Origin of the sequence: Streptomyces sp. NPDC006339, assembly GCF_040612775.1 — a bacterium.
GTDB lineage: Bacteria > Actinomycetota > Actinomycetes > Streptomycetales > Streptomycetaceae > Streptomyces.
Genome location: NZ_JBEXQW010000068.1, coordinates 18,893 through 34,349, shown reverse-complemented (window position 1 = coordinate 34,349; position 15,457 = coordinate 18,893). Strand labels below are relative to the sequence as shown.

Below are 15,457 nucleotides of genomic sequence, written 5' to 3'. Positions count from 1 at the left end.
GCGCTGGCCCGAGGGCGCCGACGTTCGTCGCGGCCGGGCCGTCCGCGTATGTTCCGCGTGCGGGCGGGTGGGAGGGCTGGCGCCCGGGCCCTGAGCGGGTGGGACGTCCGGCTCGGTCGGCCCGGGCTCGGCCAGCGGCCGCCGCGCAGGCTCCGACTCACTCGACCCGCATCCGGCTCCGGCGGGCATCTCGCCCGGGCGGCACCCCGCCCCGGCGGGCTCCGGCCCGACGGGTCCCGCTCGGATGGTGTCCTACCCCGGGGGTATCCGGCTCGGACCGTGTCCCACCCACGCAGGCTCCGACTCGCTCCGCCCGCGCCTAACCCCGGCGAGCGTCCGCCTCGCCAGGCGTCCGGCTCGGCCAGTCCCCCGGGTCAGCGGCCTCCCGGCCAACGGGTGTCCCCGCCCGGACGGTGTCCCGCCCCGGCCGGTGTCCGGCTCGACGGGCATCCGACTCGGCCGGCGCCCCATCCTCGCGAGCTCCGGCTCACTCCGCCCGCATCCGGCCCCGGCGGCTGTCCGCCTCACCAGGCGGCCGCCTCGGCCAGCCCCCGGGCTCAGCAGCCTCCAGCCCGAAAGGTGTCCCGCTCCGACGGCAGCGCCCCGCCCCGGCGAGCGTCCGCCTCGGTCGGCCCCGGGCTCAGCGGCCTCCGGGCCGACGGGTGTCCCCGCCCGAACGGTGTCCCGCCCCGGCCGGTTTCCGGCTCGCACAGCGCCCCACCGCGCAGACTCCGTCCCACTCGGCCGCGTCCGCCCCTCCGGGCGTCCGGCTCGGCCAGCCCCCGGGCTCAGCAGCCTCCGGCCCGACACGTGTCCCGCTCGGACGGCGGCGCTACCGCCCTGGCGGGCGTCGGCCTCGCCGGGCGTCCAGCTCGGCTGGCCGCAGGCTCAGTCGCCCCCGGGCTCAGCGACCACCCGACGGGCGTCCAGCTCGGAAGGTGTCCCGCCTCGGCGGGCATACGGCTCGGCCGAAGCCCCCCATCCGCGCAGGCTCCGACTCACTCCGCCCCCGCGGGCGTCCACCTCCCCGGCGTCCGCCTCGGTCGACGCCCCGGCGTCAGAGCGGCCAGGTTCGCAGCCCGGCGATCCGCCGAGAGGGGCTCGGCGGATCGCCGGATCACATGTCACGCCATTTGGCCTGGCCCAGGGAGAACAGCCCGAACAGCACGAGTCCCACGGCCACCGCGAGCAGGAGCCACGGGCCGATCGGGGTCTGGGCGAAGGAGCGGATCGCGTCGTCGACGCCCTTCGCCTGCTTCGGGTCGAAGGTGATCGCCGCCTTGAGGCCGAAGAAGCCCACGGCGGCGAAGACGAGTCCGCGTGCGACGCCTCCCGCGACTCCGGTGACGCTCATGAAGCGGCGCTGGGTTCGCGACATGCGGCCCCAGGTCAGACGCTTGCGGAACTTCCGCATCAGGGCCGCGCCCGCGATGCACAGTCCGGCGATGATCAGTCCGGCGGCGACCGCGCCGACCCACCACTGGCCTCCCGGGAGGCCCAGCAGCCGGCCGGTGGCGTCCTCGCTCTGCCGGTCGGTGGAGCCCGCCCCGCTGCCGCGCTCCCCCACCGCGAAGGTCAGCACGAGGAAGGCGACGACCGCGTAGAAGACGCATCGGGCGGCCGACGCGGCCCGTCGGGTCGCCCGGTCGCCCTTGGGCCCGGCGGCGCCGAAGACGGCTTCGGTGAGGCGCCACAGGGCCATGCCTGCCAGACCGAGGCCGAGGGCCCACAGCAGCACGGCCCCGAGGGGGGTCGAGGCGACCTCCGCCAGCGCCCCGCCCCGGTCCGCCTGCTCCTTCGTGCCCAACAGTCCGATCCGTACGGCCAGCACCCCGACCAGCAGGTAGAGCACACCGCGCGCGACGAAACCCGCGCGGGCGGCCCCCCGTACGACGCTCCCGCGAGCGTCCGCTCCGCCGGTCGGAAGGGTGGAGCGGTTCGAGGTCATGTCAACTCTCCCTCGTGTCGCGCCCCTCGGGTCCCGCCCTCGGGGTCTCGCCCCTCGTGGGCACCCTTCCGGGTGCCCCGTCTCACTCTCCCGAACCCCCGCGGACGGCTCAGGCCGCCGGGACCGCCCGCTGCAGGGCGGTGATGACCCGGTCCAGCGCGTCCGGGCTGTGCGGGTCCGTGAGGTTGGACCAGAGCTTGAAGACGAAGCGCCGCAGGACGGGCCGCTGGAGGCTACGGGTGGCGACGATCTTCATCACGCGGGGGTGGTTCAGCGCGTGGACGACGAGGCGCCCGACCGTGAAGTAGCGCCCGTACGCCTCGCGGACGGCCTCCGGGTAGCGGAGCAGGGCCTCCTCTCGGGCCCGGGCGGTGGGCTGCGCCACGGCGCGGGTGACGGTCTCCGCGGTCATCCGGCCGGATTCCATCGCGTAGTCGATGCCCTCGCCACTCAGCGGGTTGATCATGCCGCCGGCGTCGCCGGTCAGGAGCAGACCGCGGGTGTACTGGGGGCGCCGGGTGAGTCCGGCCGGGAGCGGTGCTCCGCGCAGCGCGGTGGTGGCGTGGTCCTCGTCGAACCCCCAGGCCGAGGGGAGGCGGGCGATCCATTCGCGGAAGAGCTGCCGGTGGTTCACCTCGGGTCCGCGTCCGATGTGGAAGGTGCCGAGGCCGACGTTGAAGGCGTCGGCACCGACGGGGAAGACCCACCCGTAGCCGAACGGCATGTACGTCCTGCCGCGGCTGTCGCGGGTCTCCAGGTCGAGCCATGCCTCCAGGTGGTCCCGGTTGCGGTGCGGTGCCGTGTAGTAGCGGCGCACGGCCACGCCCATGGGGCGGTCCCTGCGCTGCTCGAGCCCGAGGGCGACGGCGAGCCGGCTGGAGGCGCCGTCGGCGGCGACCACCAGGGGCGCCCGGTAGGTGTACGCGGTGTCGCCCCGCCGGGCGGTCACTCCGGTGACGCGGCCGGTGGCGGCGTCGACGAGCGGTTCGGTGACCTGGGTTCCTTCGAGCAGGCGCGCGCCGGCGGCCACGGCCGTGCGGGCGAGCAGGTGGTCGAAGTCCGTCCGGGCCCGCACCAGCCCGTAGTCGGGGTAGGACGCCACGACGGGCCAGGGCATCTCCACCGTCGTGCCGGAGCCGTGGGCGCGCAGGCCCTTCGTCCTGACCCAGTCGTCCCCGGAGACGTCGACGCCCATGTCGACGAGCTCCTTCACCGCGCGGGGGGTGAGGCCGTCCCCGCAGATCTTGTCCCTGGGGAGGGTGGCCTTCTCCAGGAGCAGGACGTCGTGGCCCTCCCGCGCCAGGTGATAGGCGGCGCTGCAGCCGGCGGGTCCTGCGCCGACGACGATGACGTCCGCCGAGTCGTGGTGGGGAGACAGGTCGTCCATGGGTGTGTTCCTCTGCTGGGGCCGGCGGGTGGACGGAAGGACGGCGTCCCATCCGTACCCACGGCCGGTGGTTTCGATCACCTCTCCGTGAGGTTCTCCCCCGACCGCCCGCGTCGGCTGGTGTGCCGGGACCTTTCCCGGCGGGATGGGGGCCGTGAGCGGGCCGGTTCGGGGTAGTCGAGGGCTGAGAGGGCGGCCGGGACCCGCTCCCGGTCGGCCCGGATCGAGACGTGCGGGAGGTGAGCGCCATGGCGAGCACACGGACGGCGAGGGAACCGGTGCGCGAGCCGGTGACCGAACCGGTGAGCGAGCTGGTGCAGCGGGCGTCGCAGCAGTTGACCGAGCTGGTGCGCGGGGAAGTCCGGCTGGCGCAGGCCGAGATGAAGGAGAAGGGCAGGCGCTACGGCAAGGGCGGCGGCCTGTTCGGCGGGGCGGGGGTGGTGGGGTTCCTGATGCTGCAGGCGCTGGTGGCCACCGCGATCGCCGCCCTGGCGATACCGCTGCCGGTGTGGGCGGCGGCCCTGATCGTCAGCGCCGTGCTCGGTGTGATCGCCGCCGTCATGGCGATGACCGGCAAGAAGGAGATCGACCGGGCGGCGCCGCTCGCTCCCGAACAGACCATCGAGAACGTCAAGGCCGACATGGCCCGGATCAAGGAGAGTGCGCACCGATGAACCGACCTCCGCAGGACAAGCAGACCGCCGCCGGTCCCGAGGAGCTGCGCGAGCAGGTCGAGCGGACCCGCGCCGAGCTGGGGCGGACCGTGGCGGCGCTCGTGGCCCAGGCCGACGTCAAGGCCCGGGTGAAGGACAAGGCCGCAGAGGTGAAGGAGGAGGCGGTGGTCCGGGCAGGCGAGGTCAGGGCCAAGGCCGCCGACCTCGCGCACCGGGCGCAGGACGTGCTGCCGCCGGTACGGGACACGGCCGGCCACGTCGCCGTGGAGGCCCGTGCCCAGGCCGCCCGGGGCACCAGGGCGGCGCGCGACCACCGGAAGCTGATGCTCGGGGCGGCCGTCGCAGGGGCCGTCGTGCTGTGGTGGGCGCTCGGCCGGGGGAAGGGGTGAGGTGAGCCGGATGAAGACGGCGAAGGTCGCCTACAAGCCGATCGGTCTGGCCCTGGGCACGCTGAGCGGTCTGGCCGCCGGAACGCTGTTCAAGCAGGCGTGGAAGGTGCTGGGGCACAGCGGTGACGCCCCGAACGCCACCGACGAGGAGCGGACCTGGAAGGAGGTGCTGGTCGCCGCCGCGCTCCAGGGCGCGATCTTCGCCGCCGTCAAGGCGGCGGTCGACCGCGCCGGTGCCACCGCCACCCGCCGCCTGACCGGCACCTGGCCCGGCTGACCCCCGGCCCCGGCCGCGACCGCGGCCGCTGAACGCGGGTCCTCGGCCCAGGGCTCAGGGCCGAGGGCTCAGCACTCGGAGAGCGTCCCGGCCCATGATGATCACCGTGGGCGGGGGTCCGCTCGGGCCGGTCCTCCCCTACCGTGGAGGACCATGACGGTGCTGATCATCGGGGCCAGCGGATTCCTGGGAACGGAGCTGGTACGTCAGGCCGCTGCCACGGGCCGGGTCACGGCCGCGACGTACCGCTCCCGGCCGGGCGAAGCCCCCGGCGTCGCATGGCATCGCCTGGACCTCCGCGACCCTCACCTCCTCGACGCGCTCCTCGACGCGCTGGCTCCGGACACGGTGATCAACGCCTCCAGCGGCGGGGCCGACTGGGCCGCCACCGCCGACGGCCCCGTGCGGCTGGCCGCGGCGACGGCGGGGCGCGGCATCCGCCTGGTCCACGTCTCCAGCGACGCCGTCTTCTCCGGGGCCCGCGTCCGCTACGAGGAGACGGCCCTGCCCGATCCTGTGACGCCGTACGGGGCCGCGAAGGCCGCCGCCGAGACGGCGGTGCGTCTCCTCCACCCGGCCGCGGTCGTCGCCCGCACGTCGCTCGTCCTCGGCGACGGCGGTGACGGCGCGTCCACCCATGAACGTGTCGTGCACGAACTCGCCTCCGGCGAGCGGGAGGGCGCCCTCTTCACGGACGACATCCGCTGCCCCGTCCATGTCGCCGACCTCGCCGCCGCCCTCTGGGAACTGGCCACGTCCGACGCGACGGGCGTCTTCCACCTGGCGGGCCCGGACGCCCTCAGCCGCCACGCACTCGGCGTCCTCGTCGCCCGACGCGACGGCATCGACCCGTCCCTGCTCCCCACCGGCCGCCGGGCGGACACCCGCCTGCCGGGCGTCCTCGACGTACGCCTCGACAGCCGGGCCACGCAGCGGCGCCTGCGGACCCGACTCCGCGGAGCCAGGGAGTTCCTGGACGCGGTGCCGGGAGCGCAGACTTGAGTGCCCCCTTGTCAAGAACACTGCCGGGAGTTATATAAGAACTGTCGGGACGCGATCCAACGGCACAGCACGCGAAGGAGTGATGATCAGATGCTGATGCGGACCGATCCCTTCCGTGAGCTGGACCGGCTCACCCAGCGCGTCTTCAACGGCCCGCAGGGCCCCGCGGCGATGCCCATGGACGCCTGGCACGAGGAGGGCGCGGTGTGGGTCAAGTTCGACCTGCCCGGCGTCGACCCCGAGTCGCTGGACCTGAACGTCGAGAAGGACGTGCTGACCGTGCGGGCCGAGCGGAAGCCGGAGATCAAAGAAGGCGCGGAAACGGTGATCTCGGAGCGGCCCACCGGCACGTTCAGCCGCCAGCTCTTCCTCGGCGAGACGCTGGACACGGAGCACATCGAGGCGACGTACGACGCCGGTGTCCTCAGCCTGCGCATCCCGGTCGGTGAACAGGCCAAGCCGCGCAAGATCCAGATCGGCACCGGCAGGCGCCCGGACAGGGAACTGCAGTCCTAACGGGGTCGAGGGTCCCGCCGGGCCGGGCCCGGGCCGGCGGGTACGCGGGGTCGGGCCCTCACGGCGGCACATCGCCGTGAGGGCCCGACCCCGTTCGTCCGTCACCCGGGCCGACGCTCCAGCCCGCTCCGCCGGGCGGCGATCCGGACCGCGTGCACGGCACCCTCAGGGTCGGCGGTGGACACGGCGAGGCGGGCGAACCGGCCGCCCGGAGCCAGGTCCACGACGGCCGCCGGACCGGAAGCCCGCACGGCGACGAAGTCGACGCCGTCGGCGTGCCGCAAGGTGCCCATGCAGAAACGTCCCGGCCACCGGCGACCACGTTCGACAGTCCCCCGCACGGCACGCCACCCGTCCGGCTCGACCCACGCTCCTCGCACCTCGCCGAGAGGGACCCGTACCCCCTTCCGGCGAGCCAGGAGCGCCTCACGCCATGGCAGCCGTACGACGACGTCATCGTTCTGGACCAGCAGGTGCGCCACTGCCATCGACCTCCTCCCCACAGCTCCGGACGGGAAGGCGACCAGCCGTTCTTTACTCTTCCTTCGTCCATTCCTTCGAGCAATGATGATGACAAAAGCCGATAAAGGTTTATGCCTGCGCACCGGGAATCCGGACATCGCGCAGGCACGGCGGGAGGTGAACGACGTGACCGCACACGGACTCGGGCGACCGGACCCTTACGCGGTGCTCGGGGTCGCTCCCACCGCCTCGGCCGAGCAGATCACCAGCGCCTATCGGGCACGGGTCCGCGCCTTGCATCCCGACACTCACCCGGATCGGACAGATCAGACGGATCAGCCGGCTCAGCGGGGGCGACCCGAAAGGCTCGACGAGGTGATGACCGCGTATGCCACTCTGCGGGACGCGCGGAGACGAGCGGAGTACGACGGGCAGCGTGCGGCCCCTCCGCCACGCGGAACCGTGCTTCCGGTGCGGCAGAGCGGGCGTTCACCGTACGCAACGGTTCAGGGCTTCGCTCAGGACCCCGTTCAGGACCCCGTTCCCGTTCAGGTGGCGTACGTCGTGGTCATCGGCCCCCGGCCACGACCGGCGCCGTACCGCCACGACCCGTGGCTCCAGGCGGGCCCCGTCCGCATCGGGTTCCGTCGCTAGCGATCCGTCGAGGACCGCGAGCGTCAGGACGCCACCTGGTCGAGGGTGAACAGGGCGCCGTCCGGGTCGCGCAGGGTCGCCTGGCCCGCGCCGGTCGGCCACGGGCCGTTCCGCACGATCGTGCCGCCGTTCTCGACGGCTGCCGCGGTGGCCGCCTCCAGGGAGGGAACCTTGAAGTGGACCAGCCAGCGGGGCCGCAGGTGCGGCTTGGGGGCGGCTTCCTCGACGGGCCCGCTGTTGAGACGCGCCACGGCTTGGCCGTCGCGCCGCAGGACGACCTGGTCCTCCTCGTACGAGATGTCGCAGCGGCCCAGGCGGTCCGAGGCGGCCCAGCCGAGCACCTCGCCGTAGAACAGGGCGGCGTCGAACGCGTTCCCCGTGTGCAGTTCCAGCCACAGAGGTGCCTCCCCGCCGACCCGCCACTCGGACAGGACGCGTCCCTCCCAGATCCCGAAGGTCGCGCCCTCCCGGTCGGCGACCAGGGCCGCGCGCCCGCTCGGCGGGAAGCGGACCGGCCCGACGCCGACCGTGCCACCGCGCTCCCGGACCCGGGCCACCGCGCTGTCGGCGTCGTCGACCGCGAAGTACGGGGTCCACGCGACGGGCACCGCGAGCTCACCGGCCACGGCGGCGATGCCGGCCACCGGCACCCCGTCCACCTCGGCGACCGAGAACGCCTCGCCCAGGGTGCCCCGGCGGAACGACCAGCCGAGCACGGTGCTGTAGAACCGCTCGGCGCCGCTCCGATCGCGTGCCGCCAGGCTGAGCCAGCACGGCGCGCCGATCAGGTCGGAGGTGGCCGGAACCATGGGTGTGTCCTCCTGCCGCCGGGCGTGTGTCAGGCAGCCTCTGCCCCGCCCGGCCCACCGCCATGCGGCCACCCTTCACAGTCGGTCCGTGCCGAACACGGTCCGCGCGGCCGCGACCAGCTCGCGGCGGGCCTCGATGTGGTTGCTCTTCCGCGTCTCCCTTTCGCTGCTGGCGGCCTCCCTCTGCTGCCGGGTCCTGTTCAGCAGCATCGCCGCCTGCTCGCTGCCGAATCCGGGGAGTCCGTCGAGGGCCTGACCGGCGAGCGCGTAGTCGGGAGAGGATGCCCGCTGCTCGGGCGGCAGCGGCAGGTGCTCGTCCGACTCCCAGAGGCGCTCGACCGCTTCGTATGCCCGGAGCGCTGCCGTTTCTCCCTGCTCCACCCGCCTGCGCAACTCCTTCAGGGCACGCTCGGCAGGGGCGGACTGCTGCGCCGTCCAGTACATGCGGCCCACCGCCTTGCGGAGGTCGTCGATGGGGGCGAGCAGCCCCGGCGGGGCCATCAGTTCGGCTTCGGCGTGGGCCAGTGTGAACGCGTGCCAGCGCCGTCGGACGTCCGGGAGAGAGTCGGTGCTGTAGAGCTGGTCGGCAGCCTCCACGCATTCGCTCGCGGCGCGCAGATAGGCCGCCAGAAGCGACCAACGGCGGTCGTACAGAGCCTGGTGGTGCGTAGCCTCGGCGGCTATGCGGGCGGCTTGGCGGGCGGCCTCGGCCTGGGCTCTTCCGCCGCGTGCCTGGACCCATCCGCCGAGCACGGTGCCCAGAGCCGTACCCCCCACGGCAACGGCCCCGATCACGGCCGATGCGATGCTCGCGTCCATTCGTGCCCCCCAGAAATCGCGCTGTCGGTCGAGCGGTCGAGCCCGACGGCTCCCGGCAACGGGAGCGCGGCCACTCGACGTTAGCCGTAAGGGGAGGCTCCACACCGCGAACCGACGACACGTCGAGATGCCTCGGAGTGGCCGACGGCTCAGCGGCTCAGCGGCTCACCACGGTCTCACGGTCGACGCGTGCCAGCTTCTCCGGATTGCGCACCGCGTAGAGCCCCGTGATGAGGCCGTCCTCGATGCGGACCGCCAGGACGGTGTCGACCGTGTCGCCCAGCCGGAGCGTGAGCGCCGGGTAGCCGTTGACCTGGGCCGGCCGCAGCGACACCGTGGCGCCGATCCTGGCCAGCACCCGGACCACCTGGTCGACGCCCACGACGGGTGCCCGGGCGGCCTGTGCTCTTCCGCCGCCGTCGGTCAGCAGGACGACATCCGGCGCGATCAGGTCGAGCAGGCGCTGGAGATCACCGGTCTCGACGGCCTGCCGGAACGCCTCGAGCACCCCACGGGTCTCGGCCGGGGAGACGACCTCGCGCGGCCGGCGCGCGGCAACGTGCGCGCGCGCCCGATGCGCGATCTGGCGCACCGCGACGGGGCTCTTGTCGACGGCCTCCGCGATCTCGTCGTATCCCAGGAAGAACACCTCGCGCAGCACGAACACCGCCCGCTCGACCGGGGCGAGCGTCTCCAGCACCAGCAGCATCGCCATCGAGACGCTGTCGGCCAGTTCGACGTCCTCGGCGACGTCGGGCGCGGTCAGCAGCGGTTCGGGCAGCCAGGGACCGACGTAGGACTCCTTGCGCCGACGGAGCGTGCGCAGCCGGCCAAGGGCCTGTCGCGTGGTCATCTTGACCAGGTACGCCCGCTGATCCCGTACCTCGTCGAGGTCGACCTCCGCCCAGCGCAGCCACGTCTCCTGGAGGACGTCCTCGGCGTCGGCGGCGGAGCCGAGCATCTCGTAGGCGACGGTGAAGAGCAGGTTGCGATGGGCGACGAACGCCTCGGTGGTGGGGTCCGAGGACTCGGTGGGCCCCGTGGACCCCGTGGACCCCGTGGACCCGTGACGGGTGGGTGTCCCGGCCGTGTTCCCTGTCCGCGTGCTCATCGCCGGCTCCCGCTGTCCGCTGTCCGCTCTTCGACGTTTCGACGTTTCGACTCTTCGACCGTGTCACGCACAAGACGCCGGCCCCGGCCGTTCTGTGACACCCCCGATCGGTGGCCTACGTCACATCGCCGCGCTGTCACGAGGAGCGGCCGGCCGGCATCTCGTGTTCGTCCGGACGCCGCGAACGATCCGCGTCGCGGTACGCGCCACTCGACACGTGAGGAAGACATCATGGAGCCCCGTTTCAACCTGTTCGACAGCCCGACCGCCGCCAAGGTCGCCAAGCGGTTCTTCAACACCTCGTTGCCCCTGGAACAGTCGACGCTGCCGAAGCGCCTGCGGGAACTGGTCGAGCTGCGGGTCGGCCAGATCAACGGCTGCGGCTTCTGCGTCGACATCCACACCAAGGAGGCCGCGGCCGCCGGTGAGACCGCGCTCCGGCTCCATCTGGTCGCCGCCTGGCGGCATTCCACCGTGTTCACCGACGCCGAGCGGGCCGCTCTGGCGCTCGCCGAGGAGGGCACCCGGCTCGGCGAGCACGGCGTGTCCGACGAGACCTGGGCCGAGGTGCGCAGGCACTACGACGACGACCAGGTCGGTGCGCTGGTCTGTCTGGTCGCCCTGATCAACGCGGCCACTCGCATGAACGTGATCGTGCGGAACCCGGGAGGTTCGTACGAGCCCGGCATGTTTGCCGGCCTGGCGAGCTGACCGGCGGGCCCAACGCAGGCCCGCCCGAAACGATAGAGGGGCCGTTGCAGATCACTCTGCAACGGCCCCTCGGCCTTGCGGACTCGCTTCGGGCATGGAGTGCGCAGAACCGGGCGGTGGGGATCGCAATGCTGCGGAAGGCCAGCGCCTGGTGGTGCGGGCTCCTACCAGGTGAGGATGGCGTAGCCCGCACCGCCGGGCGCGCCGGCCCGCGTGGGCCCGCCCGCGGTGCCGTCGGTGCCGTCCGTGCCGGAGCCGCCGCCGGACACGTCGCCGCCTCCCTTGCCGCCGTTCCCGCCGAAGCCGCCCGTGGACCCGGTGCCTCCCTTGCCTCCGGCGCCCGTGCCCCCGGGCACGCCCGCTCCGAGCGGCGGCGCGGCCCCGGCGGCTCCGCCCTCCCCGCCGGTGCCGCCCGCCCGGCCGGTGCCGGCGTTGCCGCCGTAACCCCAGTCGGAGTCCGCGTCCCCGCCCGCGCCGCCCGCCCCGCCGTTGACGCCGGGCTTGCCCGCGCCTCCGGGCGCGCCGTCGACCGCGGCGAGGGTGACGCCCTTGCAGAAGGTCTGGTCGGGCTTCGTCAGCGGCTGTCCGGGAGTGCCGCCGGTGCCGCCGCTCCCGCTCCTGCCGCCCTTGCCGGCGCCTGAGCCGAGATTGCTGTTGCCGCCCGCGGCACGTGGTGCGCCGCTGCCCGGGCCGCCCGCGACGCCGACCGCTCCGCTGCTCGCCCGGGCCAGGTACGTGACGAGGCCGGGCGCGTTGGCATCGGACAGGGACGTCGAGGCGTAGCTGGTGAACTCCGCGTCGGGCTTCTCGCCGTTCCCGCCGGCTCCTCCGCCGTCCCCGCCGGTCAGGTGCCTGCCGGAGCCGGCCCGGCCGGCGGTGCCGCCTCGGCCCGTCTTGGTGGAGGTGCGTTCGGCGGTGCCCACGTCGAGGTTGTAGCGCTCACCGGGCTTGACCGAGATCTCGCAGCGCACGTAGGCCCCGCCGCCGCCTCCGGCCCCGCCGGCGCCCCCACCGCCGCCGCCCCCGCCGGCACCGCCTCCGCCGCCGCCCCTGCCGAAGGACCCGCCGCCCCCGCCGCCACCCGCACCGCCGCCGCCGGCGCCGCCCCAGCCGCCCTGCGCGCCCGCGCCGTACAGGTCGAGGATCCATGTGGTGACCCCCGGATTCACGATGAGCTGGATCCGGGTGCCGCCGGGGAACGCCCTGGTGCCGTGCTCGGCGTTGTCCTCGATCCCGTGCTCGGCGGCCACCGCGGGGCCCGGGACGGCGAAGCCCGCGGAGATGAGGGAAAGCCCCGCCGCGGTGCCCATCACCGCCCTCCGGATACGAAGACCACGGGTCAGCCCGATGTCCATTGCTGCGTCCTCTCGCCTGGTCAGACAACCGTGCGACCAGGCATATCCGCGGCGCTCCGCGGCTAACGTGAGGCTCCGCCGAACAGACGCTGGTGAGCACCCGTCAACATCGGGCCAGCCGTTTCCGGCGGTACGCAGGGGGTGCCGCCGCGTCGTCGTCTCGGCGCGGCCCCGGACGCACGGAAGGCCGCCCGCTCACGGAGGGGAGCACGGCTTGCGACCTGTGTCTCCCCCGTCCCGCGCCAGTTCGGCGTTGAACTGCGCGCCCGCGAGAAGCACGACGTGGGAGACCCACAGCCAGACCAGGAAGGCCACCACGCCCGCCAGGGAGCCGTAGAGGCGGTTGTACGTCGCGATGTGCGACGCGTAGAAGGCGAAGCCCGCCGACGCCAGCAGCCAGAGCAGCACGGCCAGTGTTCCGCCGGGCAGCGTCTGCCGCACGCCGCGGGTCTCCGGCGGCCCGGACCGGAAGAGGAGCAGGACCAGGGCGACGACCACCGCGAACAGCAGTGGCCACTTCAAGCCCGCCCAGACGAGGGCGGCCTGGTGGTCCGTTCCCGTGCCGCGGCCGATGGCGCGGGCGACCCGCTCGGCGGCCGTGAGCGTCAGCACCCCGCTGACCAGCAGTGCGAGCACGGTCAACGCCCTGAGCACGGTGGCGGGGAAGGTCCGCCACGCCGGGCGGCAGTCGGCGACCCCGTGCATCGCGTGCAGCGCGCGCCGGAAGACCGCCAGGTAGCTGGAGGCGGACCACAGCGCGGCGCCGGCGGTGACCAGGAGCAGCAGCCAGCGCACCGACGGGCCGTCCTGAGGGCTGGTCAGGGCCTGGTCGAGGACCGGCCGGGCCGCCTCCGGCACGAAGGCGGACAGTTGCACGACGACCTCTTCGGGGGTGTCGGTGCCGAGCAGGGTGAGGGAGAAGAGCATCACCAGCAGGGCCGGGAAGACGGCCAGCACCGCGTAGTACGTCAGCGCCGCCGCCCAGTCGGTGAGGTCGTCCTCCCAGACGGCGACCGGTGTACGGGCCATGGCCCTGGCGTAGGCCCCGTGCTCGCGCCGGTCGGGCGGTGAGCCGCTCGCGGGTACATCGGTCGTCATGACACCACCGCTCTCTTCTGGACCTGCCTCCATCCGGCGGCCGCCGCCCCGGGCGGGTCGCCGGTGAGCCGGCCGTCTGGTGCCCCGTCAGGCGGCGTGGACGCCGGGAGCCGCGGGGGTGTCACCGCGCGTGCCTGCCCTTGCCGGGCTTCGGCTTCCCCTGCCGCCCCTCCCCCTTCTCGGGGCCCGGCCCGACCGCTTCCGGAGCGGTCGCAGGGCCGCGCTGCCGCTCCGGGACGCCGGAGGCGGACGGCGTCCGGCTGTCGCCCGCAGCGCCCTCGGAGCCGCCGGGCCGGTCCCCGGTGTACGAGGGGGATCGCGGCGCGGACGCGGAGACGGCGGCTCCGGCCGGCGCGGGGGGCGAGGCGGCAGGTGAGGCCGGCTCGGTGGCGGCGGGGCGGGACGGAACGGGCTCGGCGTTCTCGGCCTCGGCGGACGGCCCGCCCACCGAACCGGCCAGTCCGACGCCGAGAACGGTCAGTGCCGCGCCGGCGGTCACGAGGAGCCGGCCGGCTCGGCGTGGGGCGGACCGACCGGAAGAGGGTCGTGCGGCCTCCGGCCCTCCGTGTGCGGGGACGGCGGTCTCGCCGCCGGTCATCCCCGCCGCCGCGCCCGCCACGGGCGACCTCAGCGTGTCCGGATCGCGCTCGCCCGCGCCGTCCTCACCGCTCATGGGAGGAGCCGCGTGCACGGAGGATCCCGCGGGCGCGTCGGCCGTTCCCGCGAGATCCTCCGATGCGAAGGCGGCCAGGGCGCGCCCGCAGGTCCGGGCGTCGGGCCGGCGGCTCTCGTCCGCGTCGGTCATGGCTTCCAGCAGTTCGACGACCGCCGCGGGTATGTCCGGCGGGATGACCGGGGGACGGTGCAGACGGGCGATCGCCGCCTCCAGCGGCGCCCCGTCGTACTCCAGCTCACCCTTGATCGACTCGATGAGGACCAGGCCCAGGCTGTAGACGTCCGCTGCCGGCCCGGCGCCCCGCCCCAGCACCTGTTCCGGGGCCATGTACGCGGCGGTGCCCACGAGGGCGCCCGTCGCGGTCTGGGCGGTGGTGCCGAGCAGCCGGGAGATCCCGAAGTCCGTCAGGCGGGGGGCGCCCGTCTCGTCCAGCAGGATGTTGGCGGGCTTGACGTCGCGGTGGACGACTCCGGCCCGGTGCACGTGGGCCAGCGCCGAGGCGAGCGCGGCTCCGATCCGGCACGCCTCGGCGGGCGTCAGCGCGGCCTCGGCGATCCGCCGGCGCAGCGTCGTGCCCCTGACCAGTTCCATCACCAGGTAGGGCGTTCCGTCGTCCCGGCCGCAGTCGTACACGGTGATCAGGCCGGGGTGCTGCAGTTGGGCCAGCAGCCGGCCCTCGGTGTCGAACCGTTCCTCCGTGTCGGCGGCGCCGTCCGGGCGGAAGACCTTCACGGCGACCGGCCGCCGCAGGCGCAGGTCCTCGCCCTCGTACACATCGGCGGCGCCGCCGCGACCCAGCAGTTCGTCGAGCCGGTAGCGGCCGGCCACCGTGTGGGCGGTGAGCCGGAGGTCCGGTCGGATCGGCCACGAGCGGACTTTCATCACTGCGCTCCCTGCGTCCTGTCGTCACCTGCCGTCGTCCGCCCGCCCACGTGTGCGTCGCCGATGGCGTACCCGGCCGCCGGGTGCGAGCCCTGATGCACCGTGTGCCCCCTCAGCCGCCGGACATCCCCCGTCCCCGCCGACGGCCTCGCGGAAGGAGGACCGGGCGTCGTATCGGCACGACGGATTCCATGCGCACTCGACCGAGGTCGCGGTGCCTCGCGCCGGAGGGGGTAGGCGAGGACGGCACACGACCATCGCGTCCGCGAAGGAGACGAGCATGACCGACGACGCCTCTCGGTGTACCCGCCCGGAACAGCGGTGACGGAGGTAAACATGACGCCCGAGGAGACCCGTACCAGGCTCCGGCAGTTGGAGGAGCGGCTCGGCGAGCGCACCCCGGCACCCATCGAGGGCCAGACCCGCATCCCCCTTGCCCGCCCCACCCGGGCGGACGACGAGGAAGAGGACAAGCGGGCGTGACGGCCGGGCTCGGACCGACGCAGGAGGTGGCCGACCTGTTCGAGGTCCTCATCGGCACCGGCATGCGCCAGGGCCACGCCCCCGGACGCACGAAAGGCCGCCCTCTCATGGATGAGAGAACGGCCTCCGACCTGCGTTTCCGCGTGGTCGGGACGACAGGATTTGAACCTGCGACCCCTTGACCCCCAGGTGCGGGCCAGGGGT

Annotated in this window: 17 protein-coding genes; 8 read left to right on the top strand and 9 right to left on the bottom strand. The window is 74.0% G+C overall.

Annotated elements, in window-relative coordinates:
- Positions 1-1,117 precede the first annotated feature (1,117 nt).
- A complete protein-coding gene (locus ABZ135_RS35330; protein ID WP_356701875.1) occupies positions 1,118-1,948 on the bottom strand; it encodes a DUF1206 domain-containing protein in 831 nt (276 codons plus the stop codon).
- 109 nt (positions 1,949-2,057) lie between these two features.
- Positions 2,058-3,335: a geranylgeranyl reductase family protein gene (locus tag ABZ135_RS35325; RefSeq protein WP_356701873.1), complete on the bottom strand. Its 1,278-nt coding sequence runs from the start codon at positions 3,333-3,335 to the stop codon at positions 2,058-2,060.
- 248 nt (positions 3,336-3,583) lie between these two features.
- On the opposite strand from ABZ135_RS35325, the gene ABZ135_RS35320 reads away from it, so the two are divergent.
- From ABZ135_RS35320 to ABZ135_RS35300, 5 genes are all read left to right on the top strand, one after another.
- A complete protein-coding gene (locus tag ABZ135_RS35320) occupies positions 3,584-4,009 on the top strand; it encodes a phage holin family protein (protein ID WP_356701871.1) in 426 nt (141 codons plus the stop codon).
- Positions 4,006-4,398: a DUF3618 domain-containing protein gene (locus ABZ135_RS35315; RefSeq protein WP_356701869.1), complete on the top strand. Its 393-nt coding sequence runs from the start codon at positions 4,006-4,008 to the stop codon at positions 4,396-4,398. Before ABZ135_RS35320 ends, ABZ135_RS35315 begins: the two co-directional genes overlap by 4 nt.
- A 10-nt stretch (positions 4,399-4,408) precedes the next feature.
- Positions 4,409-4,675: a DUF4235 domain-containing protein gene (locus ABZ135_RS35310; RefSeq protein ID WP_356701867.1), complete on the top strand. Its 267-nt coding sequence runs from the start codon at positions 4,409-4,411 to the stop codon at positions 4,673-4,675.
- A 153-nt stretch (positions 4,676-4,828) separates the two neighbouring features.
- Positions 4,829-5,677 (top strand): sugar nucleotide-binding protein, encoded by an 849-nt coding sequence (locus ABZ135_RS35305; RefSeq protein WP_356701866.1) that lies wholly within the window; start codon positions 4,829-4,831, stop codon positions 5,675-5,677.
- 90 nt (positions 5,678-5,767) lie between these two features.
- Positions 5,768-6,193 (top strand): Hsp20/alpha crystallin family protein, encoded by a 426-nt coding sequence (locus ABZ135_RS35300; RefSeq protein ID WP_356701864.1) that lies wholly within the window; start codon positions 5,768-5,770, stop codon positions 6,191-6,193.
- A 101-nt stretch (positions 6,194-6,294) separates the two neighbouring features.
- On the opposite strand, the gene ABZ135_RS35295 is transcribed toward ABZ135_RS35300, so the two are convergent.
- Positions 6,295-6,486, bottom strand: a complete 192-nt coding sequence (locus ABZ135_RS35295) for a hypothetical protein (RefSeq protein ID WP_356701862.1) — start codon at positions 6,484-6,486, stop codon at positions 6,295-6,297.
- On the opposite strand from ABZ135_RS35295, the gene ABZ135_RS35290 reads away from it, so the two are divergent.
- A complete protein-coding gene (locus ABZ135_RS35290; RefSeq protein ID WP_356701860.1) occupies positions 6,485-7,309 on the top strand; it encodes a J domain-containing protein in 825 nt (274 codons plus the stop codon). The two genes, ABZ135_RS35295 and ABZ135_RS35290, sit on opposite strands and share 2 nt — an antisense overlap.
- A 23-nt stretch (positions 7,310-7,332) precedes the next feature.
- On the opposite strand, the gene ABZ135_RS35285 is transcribed toward ABZ135_RS35290, so the two are convergent.
- The 3 genes from ABZ135_RS35285 to ABZ135_RS35275 all read right to left on the bottom strand — a co-directional run bounded on the left by ABZ135_RS35285 (position 7,333) and on the right by ABZ135_RS35275 (position 10,048).
- Positions 7,333-8,118, bottom strand: coding sequence for a VOC family protein (locus tag ABZ135_RS35285; RefSeq protein WP_356701859.1), 786 nt, complete (start codon positions 8,116-8,118; stop codon positions 7,333-7,335).
- A gap of 75 nt (positions 8,119-8,193) precedes the next feature.
- Positions 8,194-8,937 (bottom strand): hypothetical protein, encoded by a 744-nt coding sequence (locus ABZ135_RS35280; protein ID WP_356701857.1) that lies wholly within the window; start codon positions 8,935-8,937, stop codon positions 8,194-8,196.
- A 157-nt stretch (positions 8,938-9,094) separates the two neighbouring features.
- On the bottom strand, positions 9,095-10,048 hold the full coding sequence (locus ABZ135_RS35275) for an RNA polymerase sigma-70 factor (RefSeq protein WP_356701856.1): 954 nt from the start codon (positions 10,046-10,048) through the stop codon (positions 9,095-9,097).
- 231 nt (positions 10,049-10,279) lie between these two features.
- Between ABZ135_RS35275 and ABZ135_RS35270 the strand changes: the two genes are divergently transcribed.
- Positions 10,280-10,759: a carboxymuconolactone decarboxylase family protein gene (locus tag ABZ135_RS35270; RefSeq protein WP_356701854.1), complete on the top strand. Its 480-nt coding sequence runs from the start codon at positions 10,280-10,282 to the stop codon at positions 10,757-10,759.
- 164 nt (positions 10,760-10,923) lie between these two features.
- Here ABZ135_RS35270 and ABZ135_RS35265 read toward each other — a convergent pair whose 3' ends face one another.
- From ABZ135_RS35265 to ABZ135_RS35255, 3 genes are all read right to left on the bottom strand, one after another.
- Complete coding sequence (locus ABZ135_RS35265) at positions 10,924-12,114, bottom strand: hypothetical protein (RefSeq protein WP_356701852.1); 1,191 nt, start codon at positions 12,112-12,114, stop codon at positions 10,924-10,926.
- A gap of 195 nt (positions 12,115-12,309) precedes the next feature.
- Positions 12,310-13,212, bottom strand: a complete 903-nt coding sequence (locus ABZ135_RS35260) for a YihY/virulence factor BrkB family protein (protein ID WP_356701850.1) — start codon at positions 13,210-13,212, stop codon at positions 12,310-12,312.
- A gap of 121 nt (positions 13,213-13,333) precedes the next feature.
- Positions 13,334-14,770 carry a serine/threonine-protein kinase gene (locus tag ABZ135_RS35255; RefSeq protein WP_356701849.1) on the bottom strand — a complete coding sequence of 479 codons (1,437 nt, stop codon included), beginning with the start codon at positions 14,768-14,770 and terminating at the stop codon, positions 13,334-13,336.
- A 336-nt stretch (positions 14,771-15,106) separates the two neighbouring features.
- On the opposite strand from ABZ135_RS35255, the gene ABZ135_RS35250 reads away from it, so the two are divergent.
- Entirely contained in the window at positions 15,107-15,253 is a 147-nt protein-coding gene (locus tag ABZ135_RS35250; RefSeq protein ID WP_356701847.1) for a hypothetical protein, read from the top strand.
- Positions 15,254-15,457 lie beyond the last annotated feature (204 nt).